Source organism: Pontixanthobacter luteolus (assembly GCF_009828095.1).
Classification (GTDB): Bacteria; Pseudomonadota; Alphaproteobacteria; order Sphingomonadales; family Sphingomonadaceae; genus Pontixanthobacter; species Pontixanthobacter luteolus.
This window is the reverse complement of the sequence record NZ_WTYP01000001.1, coordinates 763,749-786,263: the sequence shown is the minus strand read 5'-3', so window position 1 is coordinate 786,263 and position 22,515 is coordinate 763,749. Positions and strand designations below refer to the sequence as shown.

Annotated in this window: 20 protein-coding genes; 6 read left to right on the top strand and 14 right to left on the bottom strand. The window is 59.5% G+C overall.

All coding sequences use genetic code 11. From position 1 onward, the window contains the following. Nucleotides 1-36 precede the first annotated feature (36 nt). Nucleotides 37-990, top strand: a complete 954-nt coding sequence (locus tag GRI43_RS03765; RefSeq protein WP_235903600.1) for a D-alanine--D-alanine ligase family protein — start codon at nt 37-39, stop codon at nt 988-990. Here the strand turns inward: GRI43_RS03765 and GRI43_RS03760 are convergent, their stop codons facing one another. Then, nucleotides 991-1,734 carry an SDR family NAD(P)-dependent oxidoreductase gene (locus GRI43_RS03760; RefSeq protein ID WP_160729734.1) on the bottom strand — a complete coding sequence of 248 codons (744 nt, stop codon included), beginning with the start codon at nt 1,732-1,734 and terminating at the stop codon, nt 991-993. A 207-nt stretch (nt 1,735-1,941) separates the two neighbouring features. Here GRI43_RS03760 and GRI43_RS03755 point away from each other — a divergent pair, with 207 nt between their 5' ends. From GRI43_RS03755 to zapE, 3 genes are read left to right on the top strand one after another with little or no spacing between them, the layout of a single operon-like run. Beyond that, a complete protein-coding gene (locus GRI43_RS03755) occupies nt 1,942-2,724 on the top strand; it encodes a succinate dehydrogenase iron-sulfur subunit (RefSeq protein ID WP_160729733.1) in 783 nt (260 codons plus the stop codon). 19 nt (nt 2,725-2,743) lie between these two features. Then, the gene (locus GRI43_RS03750; protein WP_235903599.1) at nt 2,744-3,202 is read left to right on the top strand and encodes a PaaI family thioesterase; all 459 of its coding nucleotides are present in this window, start codon (nt 2,744-2,746) and stop codon (nt 3,200-3,202) included. Then, a complete protein-coding gene (gene zapE / locus GRI43_RS03745) occupies nt 3,199-4,317 on the top strand; it encodes a cell division protein ZapE (RefSeq protein WP_160729732.1) in 1,119 nt (372 codons plus the stop codon). The genes GRI43_RS03750 and zapE overlap by 4 nt, the downstream gene beginning before the upstream one ends. Here the strand turns inward: zapE and GRI43_RS03740 are convergent, their stop codons facing one another. From GRI43_RS03740 to GRI43_RS03680, 13 genes are all read right to left on the bottom strand, one after another. Further along, complete coding sequence (locus GRI43_RS03740) at nt 4,318-5,277, bottom strand: crotonase/enoyl-CoA hydratase family protein (protein ID WP_235903598.1); 960 nt, start codon at nt 5,275-5,277, stop codon at nt 4,318-4,320. It lies immediately after the preceding gene. A 153-nt stretch (nt 5,278-5,430) separates the two neighbouring features. Next, nucleotides 5,431-7,329: an XrtA/PEP-CTERM system amidotransferase gene (locus GRI43_RS03735; protein WP_160729731.1), complete on the bottom strand. Its 1,899-nt coding sequence runs from the start codon at nt 7,327-7,329 to the stop codon at nt 5,431-5,433. A gap of 10 nt (nt 7,330-7,339) precedes the next feature. Next, nucleotides 7,340-8,905 (bottom strand): exosortase A, encoded by a 1,566-nt coding sequence (gene xrtA, locus GRI43_RS03730; protein WP_160730621.1) that lies wholly within the window; start codon nt 8,903-8,905, stop codon nt 7,340-7,342. Next, nucleotides 8,895-10,127: a TIGR03087 family PEP-CTERM/XrtA system glycosyltransferase gene (locus GRI43_RS03725; protein ID WP_160729730.1), complete on the bottom strand. Its 1,233-nt coding sequence runs from the start codon at nt 10,125-10,127 to the stop codon at nt 8,895-8,897. Before GRI43_RS03725 ends, xrtA begins: the two co-directional genes overlap by 11 nt. Then, the gene (locus GRI43_RS03720; RefSeq protein WP_160729729.1) at nt 10,127-11,191 is read right to left on the bottom strand and encodes a FemAB family XrtA/PEP-CTERM system-associated protein; all 1,065 of its coding nucleotides are present in this window, start codon (nt 11,189-11,191) and stop codon (nt 10,127-10,129) included. The genes GRI43_RS03725 and GRI43_RS03720 overlap by 1 nt, the downstream gene beginning before the upstream one ends. Beyond that, nucleotides 11,191-12,075: an XrtA system polysaccharide deacetylase gene (locus GRI43_RS03715; protein ID WP_160729728.1), complete on the bottom strand. Its 885-nt coding sequence runs from the start codon at nt 12,073-12,075 to the stop codon at nt 11,191-11,193. Before GRI43_RS03715 ends, GRI43_RS03720 begins: the two co-directional genes overlap by 1 nt. A gap of 13 nt (nt 12,076-12,088) precedes the next feature. Then, on the bottom strand, nt 12,089-13,231 hold the full coding sequence (locus tag GRI43_RS03710; protein ID WP_160729727.1) for an XrtA/PEP-CTERM system-associated ATPase: 1,143 nt from the start codon (nt 13,229-13,231) through the stop codon (nt 12,089-12,091). Between the two features lie 17 nt (nt 13,232-13,248). Continuing rightward, nucleotides 13,249-14,919 (bottom strand): preprotein translocase subunit YajC, encoded by a 1,671-nt coding sequence (locus GRI43_RS03705; protein WP_160729726.1) that lies wholly within the window; start codon nt 14,917-14,919, stop codon nt 13,249-13,251. Between the two features lie 6 nt (nt 14,920-14,925). Next, complete coding sequence (locus GRI43_RS03700; RefSeq protein ID WP_160729725.1) at nt 14,926-16,002, bottom strand: capsular biosynthesis protein; 1,077 nt, start codon at nt 16,000-16,002, stop codon at nt 14,926-14,928. A 10-nt stretch (nt 16,003-16,012) separates the two neighbouring features. Then, complete coding sequence (locus GRI43_RS03695) at nt 16,013-17,530, bottom strand: XrtA system polysaccharide chain length determinant (protein ID WP_160729724.1); 1,518 nt, start codon at nt 17,528-17,530, stop codon at nt 16,013-16,015. A gap of 16 nt (nt 17,531-17,546) precedes the next feature. After that, nucleotides 17,547-18,191, bottom strand: coding sequence for an XrtA/PEP-CTERM system exopolysaccharide export protein (locus GRI43_RS03690; RefSeq protein WP_160729723.1), 645 nt, complete (start codon nt 18,189-18,191; stop codon nt 17,547-17,549). A 205-nt stretch (nt 18,192-18,396) separates the two neighbouring features. Then, nucleotides 18,397-19,623, bottom strand: coding sequence for a pyridoxal-dependent decarboxylase, exosortase A system-associated (locus GRI43_RS03685; protein ID WP_160729722.1), 1,227 nt, complete (start codon nt 19,621-19,623; stop codon nt 18,397-18,399). Further along, nucleotides 19,620-21,146, bottom strand: coding sequence for an acyl-CoA ligase (AMP-forming), exosortase A system-associated (locus GRI43_RS03680; RefSeq protein WP_160729721.1), 1,527 nt, complete (start codon nt 21,144-21,146; stop codon nt 19,620-19,622). The genes GRI43_RS03685 and GRI43_RS03680 overlap by 4 nt, the downstream gene beginning before the upstream one ends. A 27-nt stretch (nt 21,147-21,173) precedes the next feature. Between GRI43_RS03680 and GRI43_RS03675 the strand changes: the two genes are divergently transcribed. After that, entirely contained in the window at nt 21,174-22,151 is a 978-nt protein-coding gene (locus GRI43_RS03675) for a GNAT family N-acetyltransferase (protein ID WP_235903597.1), read from the top strand. A gap of 34 nt (nt 22,152-22,185) precedes the next feature. Next, nucleotides 22,186-22,515, top strand: coding sequence for an acyl carrier protein (locus tag GRI43_RS03670; protein WP_160729720.1), 330 nt, complete (start codon nt 22,186-22,188; stop codon nt 22,513-22,515).

Genomic DNA, 22,515 nt, shown 5'->3' with positions numbered 1-22,515 from the left:
GCCCCACTCAAGATCGACGCCGCAACTAAAGAGCGTTTGCGTATCCTTTTTATCGCCAAACATGCGAAGTGGGATGGCGGCTTGCACCCTGACGATGGCAACCACGCGCTCTATCATGTTGAAACGCGGGAGATTTTGAAAAGCCTCGGCCTCGACCTCATGCTGGCGGACAGTTTTGATGTGCTGTTCGAAAAGCCGGAGGTCGATTTCGTGTTCCCGCTGCTGAACCGGGCCGGATTTTTCAACTCCGAAATGCTCGGCCCGCTCCTTTGCACACGGCACGGCATTCCGTTTCTTGGCGCAAGCCCGATCCTGCGCGGCCTGTCTGATGACAAGCATCTAGCAAAACGTGCCGCTGTGGTAGCCGGCGTGCCAACTGCGGATTGGACGATCTATCGCCGGGGAGCGCCGATCGATCCGGCTGCGTGTCCGCAGGCAGAACGCTATGTGATCAAGCCGAATGCGTCATCCGCCAGCTGGGGCGTGCATGATGCGACCGATTGGGCCGGGGTAAAATCGGCAATCGACGAAATTCACGCGGACAAGCACGATGCAATCGTCGAGCCGTTTCTTGTCGGCAGCGATGTGGAGGTGCCGGTCATCACGATTGGCGACCCTGTGATCATGCCGCACATGATTTTCGAGCAGGCGGACCCGTCGCATCTCAGAACATATTACGAAAAGCGCGATCTGGTCGACCGCACCAACAAGTACTCACTCGACGCATTCGATGATCCTGAATTGACTGAAGTGATCAACGATTACACCCGCAAATTGTGGGGCGAATACCGTCCGTTCGATTACGGGCGTTTCGAATTCAGAGTGAACCGCGAAACGCGTGAAGTGCACTTCATCGAAGTGAACCTGAACTGCAATCTCTGGTCGGAAAAGGTTTATGGCCGCTCTGCCGTACTTGCAGGCTGGACGCAGGCAGAACTGATCGAGACAATCCTTGCCGATAGTCTGCGCCGTAACGGATTGATGGGCTGATCAGCTGGGAATCCTCTTCCCCGCAAAATCAAAAACTTCGCCGGAATTATCGGGTGTCAGGCCGCGCAGGACAGCAAGCAAATTTTGCGCTGCCTCCGCGGGATCGGTCAACTGTCCTTCAGGCAGGTTTCCCTGAAACGGCTTCGATAGCTCGCTATCGACTGTCCCGGGGTGCAACCCCGCAACCACTGCCTGTTTGTGGGTACGCCGCAGTTCGATCGCGAAATTCTTGATCAGCATATTGAGGGCCGCTTTCGAGGCGCGATAGGAATGCCATCCCCCCAACCCGTTGTCGCTGATGGAACCCACCCGCGCCGAAATTGCTGCGAACACTCCGCGTTCATGGCGGTCCAGCAGCGGCAACATATGCTTGGCGATCATCGCCGGGCCAATGGTGTTCAGGGCCATCACCTGCGCCATGATGTCAGGGCGCAAGCCGCGATAGCTGCGCTCTGGCCCGGTTCCATCGGCCAATGTCAGAACGCCGGTCGCGGCGATGATCAATTGCGGCGGGCGGGACTGCATCAGAGAAGCAGCCTGCTCGATAGTCGCTTCGTCATTAAGGTCGAACGCGAAAGGCCGCACGTCACCTTCCTGCGGGACATTGCCGCTTCGCGATCCGGCCCACACGGTCACGCCGTTATTTGCCAGATTCTCAGTCCACGCCCTGCCAATCCCTCCGGAAGCGCCGAAAATTGCCGCGCAGCTGAACTCGTTTACGTTCGCTTGTTGATCATCAGTCATGCCCGATAGACGCCCTGTGCCGGCGCATTGTTCCCTGCTTGGGTGGATGCCGCCGGACACGGTGCAAAATCCGCAAGCGATGTTGGATTCTTTGAGGGTGCAGCCGATGCGCAAGTTTCCTACATCGGAAATCAACCGCAGGCCGCTTGTGTTGACGGCCATAATAGGTAAGTAGGCGGCGCAAGCGAGATCAGGATTTTTCAGACTATGGCGACCTTCACTCTCCCCAAGAACTCACGCATCAATGGCAAGGGCCGTGACTACAAGGCCGACGGCGCCGCACGAGTGAAGAAATTCAAGATCTACCGCTACGATCCGGAAAGCGGCGAAAACCCGCGTTACGACACGTTCGAGATCGACCTCGACCAGTGCGGCCCGATGGTTCTCGACGCGCTGTTCAAGATCAAGAACGAAATCGATCCGACGCTGACCTTCCGCCGTTCCTGCCGCGAAGGGATTTGCGGCTCATGCTCCATGAACATGAACGGTAAGAACGGCCTCGCCTGCACTTCCGCAATCGAAGATATGAAGGGCGAAATTCGCATTACGCCCCTGCCGCACATGGAAGTGGTCAAGGATCTCGTCCCGGATTTCACGCATTTCTATGCGCAATACGCGTCGATCCGCCCTTGGCTGCAATCGGTAACACCAACGCCAAGCGGCAAGGAACGGCTACAGAGCCCGGAACAGCGTGAACAGCTGGACGGCCTGTACGAGTGCATCCTGTGCGCCTGTTGTTCGACCAGCTGCCCATCCTATTGGTGGAACAGCGACAAGTTTCTTGGCCCGGCAATTCTGCTCCAGGCATATCGCTGGCTGGCCGACAGCCGCGATGAAATGACGGGCGAGCGGCTTGATCAACTGGAAGACCCCTTCCGCCTGTATCGCTGCCACACGATCATGAACTGTGCGAATGTGTGCCCGAAGGGTCTCAGCCCGGCAAAGGCAATCGCCGAAACCAAGAAAATGATGGCCGAGCGTACGATCTAAGCCGCAATTGGCTGAGCAGATGCGCGCCCCGCCCGACTTCTTCGAGTATAAGCCCGTCCCCGACCAGCCCGGCTGGTACACATGGGATATGAAGGACAACACCCGGTTCAACACGCAAGTGATGGGCCCTATGATGGTGCGTCAGGAAGGCAATAAATGCCGCCTGCGCATGCTGCCCGAACGCAGGCATTCGAACCTTCAGGATATGATCCACGGGGCCATCACCCTTTCCCTGATCGATATCTCGCTGTTTTCCGCCATGCACGTGCTGCGCGAAAGCGAGGCCGGGATGGCGGTAACGCTGGAACTTTCCACCCAGTTCATTGGAGCCGGCCGGATGGACCAGCCCCTGGATGCGGTGGTGGAGGTGATGCGCGAAACCGGCAGGCTCATGTTCATGCGCGGGGAAGTGGTCCAGGAAGATCATCTGGTCGCGGCATTCTCGGGATTGGTTCGCAAGGCCTCTCCAAGAAAATGAGCGCCTCGCCCATGTCGCGGTACGACGAACTGGTTGCCGCCGGCGAACTGCGCCCCGATCCGGAACAAGCTGCTGCCGCACGAAAGTTGGCGGCTTTGCGTCACCAACTGACCGATCGCGCCGAAACCGGCTTCATCGGCAAACTTTTGGGCAAGAAGCCGGCGCAGCCGCGCGGCATCTATATGTGGGGCGGTGTAGGCCGCGGCAAATCCATGCTGATGGATCTGTTTCACGATGCTCTGGCGATCAAGGAAAAACGCCGGGTTCACTTTCACGCCTTCATGCAGGAAGTGCATCAGAAAATGCGTTCGTGGAGGCAGGCCGACCCGGGCGACCCCATACCCAATGTCGCGCGCGAACTTGGGGCAGACCTGCGCTGCCTCTGTTTCGACGAGATGGTCGTTAACAACAGCGCCGACGCCATGATCATGAGCCGGTTGTTCCGGGCATTGATCGTCGATGAAGGTGTGACCATTGTCACCACTTCCAACCGACCGCCGCATGATCTTTACAAGGACGGGCTCAACAGGGAACACTTCCTGCCGTTCATCGACCTGATTGAAAACCGGCTGGACATAATTCCGTTGAACGGACCCACTGATTACCGGCTCGACCGTATCGGCGGGCTCGATACATGGCACACACCGCTAGGAGACGATGCCACCGCCCAGGTTCGCGAGGCTTTCTTCCGTCTGACCGATTATGATCCGGACGACGGCGCCCATGTGCCTTCGTCTGAAATAGACTTGGGCGGCGGGCGCAACTTGCACGTGCCCCGCGCCCTGAAGGGGGTTGCAGTTTTCAGCTTCAAACGGCTGTGCAGGGAAGCGCGCGGCGCGAGCGATTATCTCGCCATCGCGCGCACATTCCACACCGTAATCATCGTTGGTATCCCGCTGATGGGGCCTGACGACCGCAACGAAGCAGCACGCTTCGTCACATTGATCGACGCGCTGTACGAATACCGGGTCAAGCTGTTCGTGACGGCCGCAGCAGTGCCGGAAAACCTCTATCAGTCAGGTGACGGCAGCTTCGAATTTGAACGCACGGTCAGCCGCCTGATGGAAATGCAGAGCGATGAATACATGGCCCTGGGCCATGGCACGGGCGACTGATCAAGCGGCGTCAGCCAGCCTTTGCTGCGCCGATGCAAGGCGGTTCATCACTTTCAGGTCACGTTCGCTGAGTTGCAGCGCGGCATCGGCCCACAGGTCCGTGATCCGGTTCAATTCCGCAAGCTCCAGCTTCCAGGCAATCTTCATCGCCTTGCGCGCATTGACCATTCCGGCATGGCGCCGTTCCGACTTCTTGATGAATTCCTTGCACGCGCTCAGCCCTTCGCCTTTCTCGGCAAGGTGGTGAACCAGACCAAGATCGTACATCTGTTCAGCGGTGTAGGTTTCGTTGGACACAATCAGGCGGTCGGCCATCGCGCTGCCTAGCTTGCGAGACAGAAACGCATGTGCGCCCATTCCTGGGAATAGACCGAACATAATTTCCGGCAGCCCGAAGGTCGCATCGCGTTCAGCAACAATGTAATCGAAAGAAAGCAAGGCCTCGAACCCGCCGCCAAGCGCGGCCCCTTCGACGAGCCCGACGGTCAGCATCGGGATGTCGAGCGTATTCATGTTATTGAACAGGATTTCGCAGCACCGGTGGCCATAATGCTCCAACCCTGCCCGGTCACGATTGCGGATCAATTGCTGGAACAGCGACAGATCGCCGCCAAAACAGAATACTCCCGGAGCCCTGCTGCCTAGGACGAGAAATTTGAGCGGTACCTTGCCCGGCCCGAACCCCTTGGCGATCAGTTTCTGCCAGTTTTCGAAATCGCCCAGAAGTGCGCGGGTGAAGCTGGGCCTGCCGCTGGGGCGCATATAGGACCAGAGCGTCTGCGTTTCTTCCTGATAAAGAACGTCGAGTTCCTGCAGGGAAAACAGCTCATCGGGAATGCCTGAATAGATCGAGTTCTCGACAACCAGATGGTCGTCGCCCTCGCCTAACGGCATTGCTGAAGTGGATATACTGTCCAATTCGCCCCCGCCTCGTTCAAGCCCTGATTCGATCCGATCCATTAGCGACCCCTATAATTGGGTGGTTTCGGTCCTCATCAGCTACTTGCTACATGAGCCGCGACTCGCTTGGCAACCGATTATTTTTCATGTCCTTTTTCTGGACTGGTTCGCAATTCGCAGTGGAAAATGCATTTCTGACTCTTTTTCCGAGTCTTACAGGCCAATGCCGAGACGCTTTATCGATTTCCCGAGCATCAACAATTGCCACAGGATTCGTCCGTGATCTGACTTCCCTGAAATGTGATCGTCGGCAAGTTTCGCAAGCGCGCGCTCATCGAACCAGCCGGTGTCAGCCAGGCCGCCGGCAGAACAGATCACGCGTGCTTCGCTGGCCAGCGGCCCCCGGAACCAGTCCGAAATCGGCGTCACGAAACCTTGCTTCGGCCGGTAGAGGATATCCTCGGGCAGATAGCGTTCCATTGTGTGCTTGATCAGCCATTTGCCTTGCGTACCGCGGACTCTGGCACGGTGCGGCAACTGCGCACCGAATTCGATCAGACGGTGGTCCAGCAGCGGTTCACGGGCTTCCAAGCTGACTGCCATACTGGTCCGGTCGACCTTGGTCAGGATATCCCCTGGCAACCAGAATTTGAGATCGGCATATTGCGCCCGGTCCAGACCCGAACGGGCCGGGGCATCGCGCATCATTCTGATCAGCGGTGCCTCTGCCCTGTAGCCGCCAAGTTCCCGCTTCAGATCGTCGCCATACAAGGCGAATCGCAGTTCCGGCGGGATGACCGAAAGCGACCGTGCATACCCTTCCGCACCGTCCTGCGCGAGCGATAGAAAGGTCGACTTCGCCCGCAGCGGCCGGGGCGCCCAGTCAGCCTTCGGCCAGATCGCCCCGAGGCCGCCGAACAGCGGTTTCCGCAAGGCTGAAGGCAAGACCGAACGAAGCTGTTCTTCGCGCGCATGGAAAACCTGCCGGCGATATCCGGCGAATGCCTCGTCTGCGCCGTCGCCAGACAATGCAACGGTGACGTGTTCCCTCGCCAATTGGCAGACACGCCATGTCGGCAGCGCAGAAGCGTCCGCGAAAGGCTCGTCGAACATACCGGCCAAGGCATCGATATGCTGGAAATCATCAGGGTCGACGATGCGGCTGTGGTGGTCGGTACCGAAACGCGCGGCCACTTTCTCTGCGTAGCCGGTTTCATCGAGTGCAGCGACATCGAAACCGATCGAACAGGTAGTTACCGGGTCGCGGCTGGATTCAGCCATAAGCGCAACCACGCTCGACGAATCCACCCCGCCGGACAGGAATGCGCCGAGCGCGACGTCGGCATCCATCCGGGATGTCACCCCTTCCCGCATCCTGAACAGCAATTCCGCAGAAAGATCGGAGGTTTTGCTCGATTTGCGTTGGCTGAAATCTACATCCCACCATTGACGCGGCGGCGCCGGTGTTTCCCCGTGGCGCAGCAAGCGGAAGTGACCGGCAGGCAGTTTTTCGACACCCTTGAGGATGGATCGGTGATCCGGCACGTACCCCCAGGTCATGTAATCCTCTACCGCCAGCGGATCGATTTCGCGGCGAAGCAGCGGATGGGCAAGCAGCCCTTTCAATTCTGACGCGAATGCGAGGCTGCCGTCGCTCAAATGCGCCATGAACAACGGTTTCACGCCCAGCCTGTCACGGGCCAGAAACAGCTCTTTCCGGTTCAGATCGTAAATCGCGAAGGCAAACATGCCGTGCAGCTTTTCGAGGCAATCGGGGCCCCATCGCTGCCATGCGGCCAATATGACTTCTGTGTCGCCATCAGTGCGGAATTTTGCGCCGTGCCCTTCGAGTTCGCGTCGCAGCTCGCGGAAATTGTAAATCTCCCCGTTGAATACGATTACCGCGTTCCCATCATGCGCGTGCATCGGCTGCGGCGATCCCTCAAGATCGATAATCGCAAGCCGGCGGTGCCCCAGCCCTACACCCTGACCGGTCCAAATGCCGGACCCGTCCGGGCCGCGATGAAACAACGCGTCGCACATTCGGCTGACGCGTGCCGGATCGACCGGCTTGGGTGTCCCGCAATGGAAAAGGCCGGCGATTCCGCACATAACGCGCGCCCTAACGCAGCCGCGCGATACGGTCCATCCATTCACCTTGATCACCGACAGAGCGGCGGAAATCGGAGATGGATTGAGCGGCTTCGCGGTTTTCACGTTCTTCGGCTGAAACGATCAGCATCATGGTCGGCCTCGCCCGGAGGGTCAGCCGGTCGAACATATTCGCAAGTTTCAACCTGGCAGCGCTGCCGGTAAGCAGGTTGCCGGTTCTGTAAGATGTTTCCGCGAGCCGTTTGTGTTTGCCGTAGACGAAAAGATAGTCGGCGATGGCATCTGTTCGGGCTGTGCCGGGTGCAAGCCAGCGCCAATCGCTGCCCGGATCGAGCGCGCCCTCGCCATAGGCGCTTGCTTCGCGCCCATCTTCCTGCGCGGAATACAGCGCGAGGAATACATCGACGTGCTGTCCGGAATTGTTGCGGTAGCGGCCCAGCAGCCGGTGATCCGCCCCGCTCGCGCGCGGCTGCCACGCCACAGACGGAGAATAATCGACCAGCTTCCAGTCTGCCACCTGTTCGGGCAGGCTGATCTGGTCCGGAACAGCCGCCTCTACGCGCGAGCCAGCCGTGTGCCAGAATGCGAAGATGGCCAGCAACAGGCCTGCAAACACGGCAGCCCTGTTTCCTGACATTGCTCCGACTGACAACTGCCGAAACCAGTTTGATTGCGGTGCACCGGGTAAATCAATTCCAAGATCGTCCGGGTCGCGATCGAACCAGCGCCAGGAAGTGGCAAGCAAACCACCAACAATCAGAGCGAAGAAAATCCACCCGTAGAAAATGTGATCGAAACCCTCGGCGAATTCGATGCCCTGCGACTGCGCGATGAAAATCGTGCCCCAGGCGCGGATGCTGTTCGCGGCAATCGACAATCCGATGGCCGAAACCATGAAGACTATCCGGCGCTTCCAGCTGTTGAAGCAGCAATAGCAGATCAGCGTCCCAAGCGCGATCATGGCGATGAGGAATTTCACGCCGGAGCATGCTTCCGCCACTTCGAACAGGCCGGCTGGCGTGTCTATGAAAACGCCGTCGATGACAGCGGGAACGCCGCTCCACTGCGTGAGGGTAATCACCATTTCCGCAGTGATCATCTGGAGTGCCGGCACCAACTCGTCGCCAAAAGGGACCAGGAAAATGAGATACAGCAAGGGAAACAGAGTGGCCACCGTGACACGCAGGCCAAGAAGTGCGGCAATGCTCGTCTGGAGCGCAAGAACCGCGCCGAGCTGACTGACCGTGTTAACTCCGGCCAGAGAACCGACCAACCACACGAACAGGGCAGCGCCAAGCATCAGCAGCCCGGGAAACCATGCCTGCGGCGTTATTCTGGCAAGTTCATCGCGCCGGGAATAGATCAGCCACCCGACGATCAGAGGCACGAACAGAATGTGATTGTAGGTCGAGATATTCCACCACTGGGATACCATCGCCTGCCATTCACAGAACGTCAGCGCGAAAATTGCCGCCCACACAATACCAAGCCGGACCAACGGCCCCTGCCAACACGCAGGAATGGAGGAAATCAGCTTCCTTCCACCCTCGCGCTGGACCAGCCCATCAAGCTGCATCACGCGCTTTTCCTTGGGCGCTCACACCGCATAGAAGGGAAAGCGGCGCAAGCATGGCCGGCCAGCTCTGGTGCTGCGCGACGTATTCCCGCGCAGCAGGTGCCATCTCGGCAGTTGCCGCAGGGTTGGCCAGCATATCCAGCGCAGCCGCGATCAACGCGTCGTTGGAGGTCCCGATCCGGAAGTGTTTGCCATCGCTCGCATCAATACCGGTTGCTGCCTCTGCCGAAAGCAGGACCGGGCGCGCCATTGCCATCGCTTCCAGCACCTTGTTCTGAATCCCGCGCGCGATTTCCAGCGGCGCAATTACGACATCCGCAGCTGCCAGAAACGGGCGGACATCGGGAACTTCACCCCATATCTTGACCCCGGCCTTGCCATCGTGACGCATCAACCTGTCGGTCGGCGCGCGCCCGACAACATGGAACGCGGCACCTGGATGCTTCTGGCGGATTGCTGGAAGCAACTTGGCAATCACCCTTTCCGCAGCGGCGATATTCGGGGCGTAATCCATTTGACCGGTGAACACGAAGTTCGGCCCGGATACTCGCGCAAGTTCTGCATTGGCGGTTACAGCAGAAGGATCGAAGAACGTGGTATCGATACCATTGCGTATCGCAGCTATGTTCACACAGGAAGAATTACGCAGCCTCGACCGGAACAGGTCGGCCTCAGCCTGACTGACGAACAGCGTTGCGTCCGCCCGGTGGGCCAAAGCTTCTTCGACCGCCGAAAGCTTTCTGCCTTCGCGTGCGTCGATCCATTTGCGCGGCACAGATCCTTCTTTTGCGTAAGCTTCGAACTTGGCGGAATCGACATCGCACAGATCGATGATCACCCGCCCTTTAAAGCTGTCCGGAATGAACTGGCCCATCTGGCCCGAGAACACGAAAATCGTGTCGATCGGGTGCTGCTCTATCGTGCTGGCAACCCACCGGCTCAGCGCCTTGTGGGCAAAGGCGGTCAGGCTGACCGGCTTGCCGCTTGCAAGCGCCTCGATCCCGCTGAAAGCCATCGACTTGGATCTGCGAACCAGACAATGGCTTTTCGCGGTCGCAGCAAGTTCACCCTCATGGGAAAAATCGCTGTCGGTATCGCCAAAACAGCCCACGTGAACATCGGACAATTCAGCGAGCGCCTTGAGCAGATGGTGCGAGCGGATTTTGTCCCCGCGATCAGGCGGGAACGGCATCCTGTGGGCGAGAAACAGGATATCGCCCACTATGCCAGCCCTCTGGCAATAAACGGCCCCACTCGATTGGCGAGCGCAAGCGGCAAGCGTTTCCAAAGCTCGATCTTTGCAGAGTACGCACCGTTCGCCGGGCTGAGGTCGCGCGGTTCCTGCCCGGGCGCGGTCCAGCTGCAATAGGTCAGCGGTTGCGGTTCGAACCCCCAATTCTTCTTATAGGAATACGGCCCGCTACCGGTCTTTGACCGTCCGAAATCGAAACTGTCGCAGCCCTTGCGGCGGGCGTGCAGCATCAGTTCGAAATACATCCGCTCGTTGGCTCTGAGAACGCGCGCAGCGAATGTTCCCCCTCCCCAATACGGCATCACCGCGCCGCCGTGATAGAGTGACAACACGCTTGCCACGGCAACCCCTTGATGGCGGATGGTCAGGATATCGGCCGCACTACCGAATGCATCAAGAACCGCGTCGAATAGAGACCGGGGGAATACCGGTGTTCCCAGCGCGTGAACGCTCGCCGCATAGACACGGTAATGGTCCGCACGGCTGGTCTCGCCCGTGCCGATCATAACCTCGAATTCTGTTTTCAGGCTCTTGCGAATTTCCGCACGCTGCTTTCGCGGCACAGCCAGCAATTGCGCCTCATCATCTTCAGCGAGCCTTGTTTCAAAACCGCAATGCGTATCATTCCGGCAATGCCACTCAGGCGGCGCGCCGGGCCCGCGCAGTTCGATGGCGCTGCTCGAGGTGCGAAGTGCAAGCTCCTCTGCCGCGCGGCACAAACGGTGCGATGTGGCATCGCTGACCGCCAGCGGGCCGCCGCCAACCGCGAAACCGCTGGATATCAGCGCGCGGCCGAACAGCGGCGAATGAACGTCGCTAAGCGGAAGCCAGCCGGTAATATTCCCGCATTTTCCCGCGACGATTCCCGCAGCCCTGTGTCCGGTGCCTCGCTCCACCGCGCCAAGCCAGGCAGGCCGGTGAAAGATACTGCCTTCCTGCTGGGCAACAAAGCCCTCGATCCGCGACACTTCTCCCGGATCGCGCAGATCGGCTATCGAGACTGTCTCGCTTGAAAGGGCAAACGGTGCGTTCATCAGGCAAAGGCCTGTGCCAAGGCAGCTTCGCGGTGAGCGATTACGTCCATCCGGCCCCAGGCAAACTCATGCACCAACTCGCCCAGCTTCGGCGCCATGCGCTCAAGGTTGGTATAATGGCGCAGCCGCGATTTGACCGAGGCGTTTGGCACCCGGGGCTGGTCCGGATCGATTTCCCACGGATGGAAATAGAACACTGCCGGCCGCTGATCGGTGCGGTTCACCTGCCGGATTGCCCAGCGCGAAAACGCATAAGGTAAAACCCGGAAAAAACCCCCGCCGCCAGCGGCAACACGTTTTCCGCCGAGCATCGCTGTGGTCACCGGAATTTCGATAAGATCGGACCATGGCAGCGGCTTGAACGCGAAACGCGGTGCTTCGCGCCAGCCGTAATGATCATGCGTGATCGGCGCCACGCTGGACGAATAGGTATAGCCCTGCTCAGCCAGTTCCTTGTACGCCCACGGGGTCCGGTGATCGATTGAGAAACTGGGCGCACGGTAACCGGTGATTTTTGCCCCGCTTGCGTCTTCGAGGATCATCCGCGCCTTCGCGATGTCTTCCGCAAATTCAGCCCGCGTGAAATTGAAGACCCGGGCATGGTCGTATCCGTGGCTCGCCAATTCATGGCCGGCCTCCACGATCCTGCGCATCAAATGCGTATTGCGCTGTGCGACCCATCCCAGCGTGAAGAATGTCGCCTTAACATCAGCTTCTGCAAACAGATCAAGGATGCGCAGCACGTTATTTTCCACCCGCAGCGTCAGGTCATCCCAGTCGCTGCGGTTGATAACGTTTTCGAATGCCCCGACTTGAAACCAGTCTTCGACATCGACCGACAGGCCGTTGACGATCGGAGCGGGCTCGATTGCCGAATGCTTCATCGGGTCTGGCCCCTTATGCCGCTTCACGCGGGAGTTGCCCGCTTTCCATCCATTCGATCAGCATGGTCAGAACATGGCGCACAGAACGTTCCTGTTCTTCCAGCTTTGCTTCCAGCCGGGCGACTTCGTCCATAAGTCCGCGCGTATCGCCGTTGGCCGAACTGGCGCGTGAAAGCTCCACCACAGCCTGCTGCAATTCGTTGATTTGCAGATCACGCTCGGCCAGCAATTCCTCGATCTTCGGACGCGGCACTGCCTGAGCGGCTGCAACGTGTTTGATCGGGCCCGGCGCCGGCGCAGGTGCAATTTTCTCAAGCGGTTTCGGTGCTGCCTCAGGAAAGGTGTTATCGTCCCTCATTTCGTTCAGCACCGCGCTCAGCATGGTGTTGTCAATCCGGGTGCGCTGCTCGACCGCGCCCAGCAGCAGCAGGCGGGTAACCACCTGGTTCACGCGCCGGGGAATGCCGCCGGTTGCTTCGTAAAGTTCCTTGAACACGCGCTGATCGAAATCGGGGTTTCCGGTCCAGCCGACACATTCGAGACGGTGCTTGATGTACGGCTCGATCTCGCCCGGTTCCATCGATTGCAGGTGATGCGCCGCGATGACCCGCTGGCGCAGCTGTTCCAGCTCCGTGCTTTCGGCCAGGATTTGCTTGAATTCCGGTTGCCCCAGCAAAAGCAATTGCAGCAGCGGGTGTGAGCCAAGCTGGAAGTTCGACAGCATCCGCAATTCTTCCAGTGCCTCGACCGAAAGGTTCTGGGATTCGTCGACGACCAACAGCGTCCGCCGTCCTTCACGCGCTTCGTCGTGCAGGAAATTCTCGATCGCGCCGAGGGCTGATGCCTTGTCGTGCCCTTCGACTTCAAGACCGAAACTCTGCGCGACAACGTGGACCAGTTCTTCACCATCGAGGTTGCTGGTGACCACCTGCCCGACCGTCATCTGTTCCCGGTCGATCTTTTGCATCAGATGCGCGACCAGCGTTGATTTACCCGCGCCGACCTCGCCGGTGATGACGATAAAGCCCTCACTCTGCGCCATCCCGTAACCGAGATAGGACAGCGCCTTGCGATGCGTCGCGCTTTCGAAATAGAAGTTCGGATCCGGGGTCAGCTGGAACGGTCGCCCGGTCAGCCCATAAAAATCATCAAACATTCTTCATTTCCCCTAAATCAGAATCCGAGCCGCAGGCCGACAAGCGCCGACGCGGTGGTGATATCTTCGATCGAGATATCGCTATCGATGTGATCAAGCGCGATTGCCGCACGCGCGGAAAGGCGCGGCGTCAGGCTTCGGCTGTATGAAGCAGACGCGCCAACCGCCATCACATCGCCGCCGGAATCGAACCCGCTTTCGACCAATGTCGCATACGCATTGGTCGAGAAAGCCGACCGTGCGTCGATACTGCCCGAGAGATACCAGGCCGCGTAATAACTTTCATCGATTACACCATTGGCCGCCGCGAGAACGGTGCCGGGTGCAGCGATGAATTTCCGGCGGTCATATCCGAAGCCCAGCCCGGTGCTGAGACGCCCGACAGTCGTGGAATAATTGGCTGCCACGCCCCGCGAACGGAAGACCGAACCGCGCACAGACGAGAACACGCCGTTGAGACAGCTTGATCCTTCATCCGCTTCGGCTCCGGCCACGCAACCGAACAGATCACCCGTCAGCGCATTGCGATTGGCGGTGAATTCCGCAGGCAGGTTTGCAAGTGCAGTGTTCAGCTGATTGCCGAACCCGGAGACCGTGTCATAGACAGAAACATTGACTGCGCTGCGACTGTCCGGCGCCCAGGCAAAGCTGCCGTAATAGGTGGTCGAATCGTAACGGCGACCGACATGCGCCTCGAACGCGGTGCGCGTGCTGGGGCGCCAGATGACACCGGCATCCCAGATCATTCCCGAGGTCTCGTAAGCAATAATCCGCGGCTGGCTTTTGTCGGTAACCAGCCGGCCATCATCGCCGATGACCGGATCACCGTTTACGTCGCGCACAGCATCGCGGCTGGATACCTCGACGTCTTCGTAACCGACACCGGCAACCACCGCGAGCGATTGCCCGACAGGGACGGTCACATCCCCGCGAACATACATGTCACGTACGCGCTGATCGAGGTTGGAAACGTCTTCCTGATTCCATCCGGCCCCAACGCCAAGCCCTACCGGTAGCGGTTCACCCGGGCGTGTAGCCAAATGGATGCCTGCGCTCTGGCTGAGGCTGTCATCGAAAACATCGACCGGGTCCGCACCTGGCGTCACGACCAATGAATCCGGTTGCTCAACTTTTGTGTAGCCAGCGCGGTAATTGGCGTTGATCTCTACATCGCCTGCGCTGGTATGCAGGTTTGGCCCTGCATAGACCGAGTAGATATTGCTCTCGCTCTCTTCGCCGATCAGCGGGTTCAGGGTTGCCCCGCCATTGCTGTCGACGCGCGTGCGTGCAGCCAGCGCGCCAGCTTCGACCGTCAGCGTCCGCGGGACGATAGAGGCATAACCTCGCGCAACACCGCTGAGCGTGTCGCTATCGAGCGCGTTGTCGCCATATCCGATGTTCTTTTCGTAACGCAGCGAGACAGAGCCGCCCGTATTACGTCCGGTTACAGTCGCATCGACGCCCGCAGCAAGCTGCGTGTATGTTACCACGTCATTGCCCGGCGACAGCTCGGCAACCGCGATCTGCGAGACCTCGATATACGGTTCGACCGTCGCCCTACCTGCTCCCGCGCCAATGCTGCGCGATTCATCGCGGCCTTCGCTTTCGCCGTAATCCTGCGCGGCGAGCGGTGATGCCGCAGCAATCGCGGCGACAGCGCCCATGCTCGTGAAGACAATTCGTTTCATGGCGGGTTAGCCCCCATATCCATAATATGAGCCGAAGTTTCGCCCGCTGGGGCTGAACTGGGCAGCGTTGAGAAGCAGCTTGATGTCAGGGCAAGCCGACAGCAGCTGGCACGCATCTTCCAATGCGCTTTGTCCGGTTTTATCGGCACGTGCGATCAGCAGTGCCTGGCCCACGTGTTTGGCAAGTTCCGCCGCTGGCGATGCCGAAAGCGCAGGCGGAGTATCGAAGATGACCATTCGGTTGGGCGCACCGATCGTCAGCCGGTCGAGCACTTCGCGTGTCCGGTCGCTGGACAGGTATTCGCTGTCCGAATTTGTCTGGTTCCCCGCCGGCAGCACCCACAGGCCGGGAATGTCCGTTCCGATGACGAGATCTTCCGGCCTGATCGATGGATCGGCCAGGCAGTCCATGAAGCCCGGACCCTTTGGCAGGCCAAGCGTCGACAGGATCGAAGGCTTCGCAAAATCCGCATCGACCAGCAGAACTTCGCTATCGCGTTCGGCTGCCATGGCGATGGCGAGATTGGCGGCACAGAATGTCTTGCCTTCACCCGGATGGGGCGAACAGATCAGTACCCTGCGCGACAATGCAGTGCCGCGGTCCTGCGCAGCTTTCAGCAATTGGCGCTTCACGATCCGGAATTCCTCGATCAGCGCGGTGACGGCACCTTCCGGTACAATCAGGCCCTGCTCGTAAAGAAACTCGCGGTCGACGGGGAATTTCTTGCCTGCAAGGGCAATCGATCCAACGTCCTGATGGACCACGATATCCGATGGCGGAACTGGAACGGGCAGCACCTGCGCCGGCATTGCAGTTGGCTGCTCAACGGACTCAGCCGGTGCAGACTGTGGCTGCTGTGCCTCGGCCGCCTTCTTCTCTGTCGCTGCGGACTGCGCTGCGCGGACCTTTGCGCGCTTCATTTCGCGTTCCGGCAGTTTTCCCTTGATCGGAGACGGCTTGAACGGATCGAAGCCGAACGCGCCGCTGGCCCGTTCGAACAGCGAACTTTCGGCGCTGCCCTCACCCTTTTTGCCATCTTCGGGCTCGTCGCCCGGAAGCGGGATATTCGTGTGTTCGGTCATATCCTGTTCCTCAAGCCACCATGCCGCGCTGGAGGAACTCTGCTGCCAGCAAGAGGACACACAGGCCCCCGAGCGCAGCAGAGCCAGCGTAGAAATACTTCATGCGTTTTGCGCGGATCTGGCGGGCGGTATCGGTCATCGTCAGCGAGATCGCGCCCAGCACCGGTAGGTCGAGCGCCCGTTCAAGCTTTGCCGAAGTGGCGAAGGTCGAACGCAGCTGTCCGATGGCAAAGGCCGCACCGACGCCAGCAGCAACCCCTGCCAGCAGCACGCCGATCAGCAGCAGCGGCCGATTGGGTGCAGAGGGCGCGCGCGGGGTGGTTGGCGGGTCGATCACGTCGAACTTGAACGAACTGCGCTCGTTTTCCACTTGGCCGCGCAGCTTCATTTCCTCGCGGTCCTGCAGCAGCTCGTCATATTTGTCTTTCAGCACTTCGTAATCGCGGCTGATTCGGTTTGCTTCGGCAGCAACTGCCGGTTCGCTTGCCTGGCTACCGACCAGCGATGAAAGCTCTGCCTGCAAGGATGCCTTGCGGGCAGACAATGCCTCGACATTTGCCTGACGTTCGGCCTTGATCGACACGAGCGAAGTGTATGCGGGGTTTGTCGCACCAGTCGCATTTGGGTTTTCATCACGCGCCTGATCGCGGAGGATCGCAATCTGTTTCCTGATCGCGACGACATCCGGGTGGCTATCAGTCTTGCCCCCGGCTTGCATGGTCGCGAGCTGGCCTTGCGCGTTGGAGAGTGCAGCGCGTGCGCCGCCCCCTGCACTGCCGGCAAGGTTGCGCGGTGTGCCGGACAGCTGCCCGTTGATTGCTGCCAGCGCGCTTTGCGCAGCTGCCAGATCCGCCTCGACGCCGCGCACCTCGCTGCGCATCGACTGGATCCGGCCCGACAATGTGCCGGTGCCGCCGATCAAGTCGGGATTTTCGGTTTCGAAAGCCAGGCGGCGCTGTTCGGCAGCCTCCAGTTCACGCTTCCGATCCTCAAGTTGCTGGTCGAGGAAGACGAGTGTTTCAGCAACGTCGCCCCTGTTTCCGGCAAGGTTCTCCTCACGGAAGATGTCGATCAGTTTCTGAACGACGGTTTGGGCCAGCGCAGCATTCTCTGAATCGGACAGGTCACCAACGCCGATCTCAGCCTTGAGCTCGAACAGATTGTCCTCTTCCGACTTGATTGAGACTTTCTTGGTCAGCCCCTCGATTGCCGATTCCAGATCGCGCTGGGTCTGGATGTCATCCCCCAGCTTCGTCGAACGAATGACCTTCTCCAGATTGACTGAGCTGGTCAGCGTCTGGCGGATGCGTGTAATCTCGCGTTCCGTGCCGCCGGCAATTTTCAGCTGGTCGGCCAGGACATCGTCGAGCTGGACATAAATGCGCGCCTGCGATTCATAGGAATTGGGGACCATCGCCACGACCAGCCAGCCAAGGACGCAAACGCCCCATGCCACGGCAAGCGCCAGCCAGCGCCGATGCCAGACCGTGAATATCGCTGCGCGCAGTTCTTCGAAGACTTCGTTCATTTCGCTGACGTGCCCCTCAGAACATGCTTTCCGGGATGATGATCACATCGCCCGGCATCAGGAGAACATTCGCACGGCTATCGCCTTTCTTGAGCAGGTCGCCCAGTTTCAGCGCATATTCCTGCTGGCGGCCCTTGCTCTTGTCGAAACGGATCAGCTTGGCCCGGTTACCAGCAGCAAATTCCGACAGCCCGCCTACAGCAATCATTGCGTCGAGCACGGTCATGTTCGCGCGGTAGGGAAGCGATGCGGGCTTCTCGGTTGCGCCGATAATGCGGATCTGCTGACTGATGGAGCCCTGGAACTTGGTCACGATGACTGAGACCAGCGGCTCTTCAATATATTGCGACAGCTGCAGGCGAATGTCCTGCGCCAGCATCGACGGCGTCTTGCCGGTGGCCGGCATGTCGGTAACCAGAGGTGTCGTGATGCGTCCATCCGGACGGACCTGAATCTTTTCAGCCCCCAGTTCGGGGTTGCGCCAGACGTGGATCGTCAGTTCGTCGAGCGGGCCGATGATGTAATCCTCGCCCGGACCTTCCTGCATCGACACAAACGACGCGGGCGGAAGCTGAGTGCCTCCGCTCGATGTGCAGCCTGCCAATGTCAGGGCAGCCATGGCGCTGCCCGCGAGCAGCTTGGTAAACTTTGTATTCGGCATCGATGCGCATCCCTTGCCTTGTGAACGGGCCAAATCGCGCAAGGCAGGAGCTACCTGACCTTCCGCACCCGCAGATGTGGGATGCTTCCTCGCTAAAAAGGGTGAATATACCGTTAGCCTTTTTGCGTTTGACGGCGTTTAGTATGTGCTGGTCCCAAAGCGGGACAGCCTGTCTGCAAAGGTTAACGCCGCCCTTGAGCCGCGATCAGACGAGAATCTCGCGCGCCGCCCCTTGGCCAAGGAATGCCGACGGAGAAGCGGTTGCGCCATATGCGCCTGCGCAGAATACAGCCACCAGATCGCCAACCTCGGCCACCGGCAAATGCGCCTTGTCGGCCAGCCGGTCCAGCGGTGTGCACAGGCACCCCACCACGTTCGCCTCTTCAGCGGGTTCGGCACCGAATTTCGTAGCGATAGCAAGCGGATAGTTCCGCCGCACGACTGTGCCGAAATTGCCCGACGCCGCCAGCTGGTGATGCAATCCGCCATCGGTCACCAGATAGGTCGAACCATGGCTTTCCTTGCGGTCAACGATCTCTGTCAGGTAAACACCGGCTTCCCCGACGAGGTAGCGGCCCAACTCGATGCACAGGTCAGTATCGTTAAGCGCAGCTGGTAAATCTGCGATATGATCGTCCAGCGCGCGGCCAACAGCGGTGATATCGACCGGTTCATCGCCGGAAAAATAAGGGATGCCGATCCCGCCGCCCATATTGAGTTTTGGCAAGGCTTCGCCGATTTCATCCGCAAGTTGAGCGGCAAGCTCCAAGACATTTGCCTGCGCTTCAATGATCGCGTCAGCACTCAGTGCCTGACTGCCAGTGAAAATGTGCAGGCCGCGCCATTCCGCGCCCGCACCGATCAGTTCCTTTGCCAGGGCTGGAACCCGATCCTGGTCGATGCCGAAGGGCTTTGCGCCCCCGCCCATCTTCATGCCTGATCCGCGCAGTTCGAAATCGGGATTGACCCGCAGCGCCATGCGCGGGGTCGCCCCGATGCGTTCGCCGATCGCAAACGCGCGCCGGGCTTCACCTTCGGATTCCACATTCAAGGTCACGCCGACACGGATTGCCGCCTCAAGCTCTGCATCGCGCTTGCCCGGTCCGGCAAAACTGATCTTTTCAGGGTCAAGGCCAGCAGCTTGCGCCATTGTAAGCTCGCCCCCGGATGCAATATCGAACCCGTCGACCAGACCAGCCATATGTTCGAGCACCGGGGCGAACGGGTTTGCCTTTATCGCGTAATTGATGCCGACCCGATCCGGCATTGCGGCGCGCAGATCGGCCATGCGCCGATCCAGCAATTCACGCGAATATACAAACAGAGGCGTGTCGCCGCCTTCTGCCACCAAGTCGCGTGCCGTCTTGCCGCCAATCGCCAGCTGTCCGTCTTTTGTCTCGTATCCTTGCGGGATTGGGCCAAGCGGCTTCATGCCTCGATCTCCGTTTTAATGGCGGTCCGGTCCAGTTTCCCGTTCGGGTTCAGCGGCATGGTGTCACGCCAATGGATCACGTGTGGTTGCATGAAATTGGGCAGTTCCTTAGCCAGTGCTTTCGCCAACTTTTCCTGAGGGTCAGTTGCATCGGTTGCAGCCCTGACCACCAGATGGATAGCGTGCCCCAGCCGCTGGTCTAAGATGCCGAACGCAGCAGCCTCTGCAACCAGCCCCGTTGCCCGCGCTGCATCCTCGATTTCCTGCGGGCTGATGCGGTTGCCAGCGCTCTTGATCATCGCATCGCGCCTGCCGATGAAATAGAGCAGCCCGTCGTCGTCCCGTTTGACCCTGTCGCCAGACCATACCGCCATGCCGCCATACCGCGACCCTGCCGGTGCCGGTTTGAACCGTTCTGCAGTGCGTTCCGGATCCTGCCAGTATCCTTGTGCCACCAATGGCCCGCAATGGACCAGTTCGCCTTCCTCACCGGGCTTCGCGACCATCCCTGCGTCGGTGATGACCATAATCTCGGCAAAAGGAATGGCTGTGCCCATGGAGGTCGGGTGCGTTTTCACCTTGGCCGGTTCGAGGTAGGTCGAACGGAACGCCTCGGTCAGTCCGTACATCGGAAACAGGTCCGCTCCGGGAATTATCCGCCGCAGATCATCGACCAGCTCCGTGGTCAAAGCGCCGCCGCTGTTGGTCAGGCGGCGAAGCGGTGAGGCGGCTTCCTTCCGCCAGTCCACTTCGGTTAGCTGCACCCACAGCGGAGGAACCGCCGCCAGCGTCGTGACGCCGTATTTCGCGCACGCACGTGCAACGTCTTTCGGGAAGAGATAATCCAGCGGCACTGCTGAACCGCCGGCAAACCATGTGCTGAGCAGCTGGTTCTGTCCGTAATCAAACGATAGCGGCAGCACTGCGAGCGTTACATCGTCGCTCTGCAGGCCAAGATAGGCCGCGACGCTCACCGCGCCCAGCCACAGGTTCGCATGGCTGAGCATGACGCCCTTTGGCCGCCCGGTAGAACCGCTGGTATACAGGATCGCACAAAGATCGTCCGGGTTCTGCTGTGAAGGCGGCATGGGGCCGCTGACCGAATCGAGTGCGGCGATGACTTCGCTCTCATCAAGCATTTTGCACTGGTCCGGCACATCTCCCGCTTGAAGTGACGCCAGCCTGGCGGCGGTGCCCAGCAGCAACGATGCGCCGCTATCGGCCAGAATGTGTGCCGCCTGCGAATGTTTCAGCAACGGGTTGATCGGCACATGGACGAGCCCGGCGCGCGCTGCGGCAAGCGGCAACAGGCACGTCAGCTCACCCTTGGATGCCCAGCTGGCGACACGCGCGCCATGCGCAGGCACGCGATCCCTTAACCAGCTGCTAAGACGCCCGACACGGTCCTTTAAGTCCTTATAACTAAGCGTATGGTTCCGCAGCACCAAAGCCGGATCGGAATCTGCACCGCATTCGGTCAGATGATCGAGCGGTTTCGGCTCGGGATTTGGCAATTCGGGCATCAAGGCTCCAATGAGGGAAATTCGGTTTTGATCAGCGTCAGCTATCACGACACGGTTAACGTCTTGCAAGGGACGATGGAAGATGCGCTTTCTCCGTTCGACAGGATGGAATGGTTCGCGCATTTGGCCGTTGCAGGCGCAGAACCCTGCGTCGCCATTGCGGCCGGCCCGCTCCAGACTGCAGCCCTGCCACTGGTCCGGGCGAATGGCAGGCTTGAAAGTCTGGTCAACTGGTACAGTTTTAGCTGGCGCCCGCTATTTTCGGACGACCCCGAATTGCTCCAGCATATCGCCGCGGGGCTACGCGGAAAATCACACAGAGTAACAATGTGGCCCGTCCCTGACGAAGACGGCAGTGCATCATCGATCGAATTGGCGTTTCGCAATGCCGGCTGGAAGGTGTCGCGCGAACGCTGCGATCATAACCATGTTTTGCCGGTCAATGGCCGCAGTTTTGCAGAATACTGGGCCGGCAGGCCGGGAAGAATGCGCACCACGCTCAAGCGAAAAGCGAAGAAGGTGGAATGGGAAATACTCACCCGCTTCGACAAGGCAGCATGGTCGGAATATGAAGCAGTCTACAATCACAGCTGGAAACCGGAAGAAGGCGATCCCGTTCTGCTCAAGGCATTCGCGCAGCAGGAAGGCGATGCCGGGCGCCTGCGGCTCGCCATAGCGCGAAAAGACGGCGAAGCTGTCGCCGCGCAGTTCTGGACGGTCGAAACCGGCATGGCCTATATCCACAAGCTGGCGCATCTCGAAGAGCATAAGAACCTGTCTGCCGGAACCACGCTGAGTGCTGCTCTGTTCGAGCATGTGATCGACAAGGACCGCGTCGATCTGGTCGATTTCGGAACCGGCGATGATCCATACAAGCGCGACTGGATGGAGGTGGACCGGCCCCGCTACCGGATCGACTGCCTCGACCCGCGCCAAGGCGCCAGTTGGCCCGCCCTGATCAAGCGTGCAATCCGGCGGGTTGCACCTGCACCCCGGCAAAGCTAAGGGCAGCCGCGCAATTGCAGGGGAAATGCACGCAATGACCGGCGAGCCCGTGACAGATAGTAACGAAGATACTGCCGACAAAGCTTCGGGCCTTGCCCCAAGCAGGCAGGTAATCGACGATAAATTGCGCGGTATTCTTTGCGACGTGCTCGGTCTGGATGCCGATCACGTTGAAACCTTCGATGCCGATACAGGCCTGTTCGGGCATTTGCCTGAACTCGATTCCATGGCGGTTGCAGGTCTGTTGACCGAGATGGAAGATCGGCTCGAAATTATCATCGAAGATGACGATGTCGACGGTGAAATGCTCGAAACCTATGGCGGGCTGCTCGCCTTTGCCGAGGCAAAGACCGTCGCCGGCTGA

Bases quoted from the DNA above. Each gene is read 5' to 3' on its own strand.
- GRI43_RS03760 (WP_160729734.1), bottom strand. From the start codon at position 1,734: ATGACTGATGATCAACAAGCGAACGTAAACGAGTTCAGCTGCGCGGCA.
- GRI43_RS03755 (WP_160729733.1), top strand. From the start codon at position 1,942: ATGGCGACCTTCACTCTCCCCAAGAACTCACGCATCAATGGCAAGGGC.
- GRI43_RS03750 (WP_235903599.1), top strand. From the start codon at position 2,744: ATGCGCGCCCCGCCCGACTTCTTCGAGTATAAGCCCGTCCCCGACCAG.
- zapE (WP_160729732.1), top strand. From the start codon at position 3,199: ATGAGCGCCTCGCCCATGTCGCGGTACGACGAACTGGTTGCCGCCGGC.
- GRI43_RS03740 (WP_235903598.1), bottom strand. From the start codon at position 5,277: ATGGATCGGATCGAATCAGGGCTTGAACGAGGCGGGGGCGAATTGGAC.
- GRI43_RS03735 (WP_160729731.1), bottom strand. From the start codon at position 7,329: ATGTGCGGAATCGCCGGCCTTTTCCATTGCGGGACACCCAAGCCGGTC.
- xrtA (WP_160730621.1), bottom strand. From the start codon at position 8,905: ATGCAGCTTGATGGGCTGGTCCAGCGCGAGGGTGGAAGGAAGCTGATT.
- GRI43_RS03720 (WP_160729729.1), bottom strand. From the start codon at position 11,191: ATGAACGCACCGTTTGCCCTTTCAAGCGAGACAGTCTCGATAGCCGAT.
- GRI43_RS03715 (WP_160729728.1), bottom strand. From the start codon at position 12,075: ATGAAGCATTCGGCAATCGAGCCCGCTCCGATCGTCAACGGCCTGTCG.
- GRI43_RS03710 (WP_160729727.1), bottom strand. From the start codon at position 13,231: ATGTTTGATGATTTTTATGGGCTGACCGGGCGACCGTTCCAGCTGACC.
- GRI43_RS03705 (WP_160729726.1), bottom strand. From the start codon at position 14,919: ATGAAACGAATTGTCTTCACGAGCATGGGCGCTGTCGCCGCGATTGCT.
- GRI43_RS03700 (WP_160729725.1), bottom strand. From the start codon at position 16,002: ATGACCGAACACACGAATATCCCGCTTCCGGGCGACGAGCCCGAAGAT.
- GRI43_RS03695 (WP_160729724.1), bottom strand. From the start codon at position 17,530: ATGAACGAAGTCTTCGAAGAACTGCGCGCAGCGATATTCACGGTCTGG.
- GRI43_RS03690 (WP_160729723.1), bottom strand. From the start codon at position 18,191: ATGCCGAATACAAAGTTTACCAAGCTGCTCGCGGGCAGCGCCATGGCT.
- GRI43_RS03685 (WP_160729722.1), bottom strand. From the start codon at position 19,623: ATGAAGCCGCTTGGCCCAATCCCGCAAGGATACGAGACAAAAGACGGA.
- GRI43_RS03680 (WP_160729721.1), bottom strand. From the start codon at position 21,146: ATGCCCGAATTGCCAAATCCCGAGCCGAAACCGCTCGATCATCTGACC.
- GRI43_RS03670 (WP_160729720.1), top strand. From the start codon at position 22,186: ATGACCGGCGAGCCCGTGACAGATAGTAACGAAGATACTGCCGACAAA.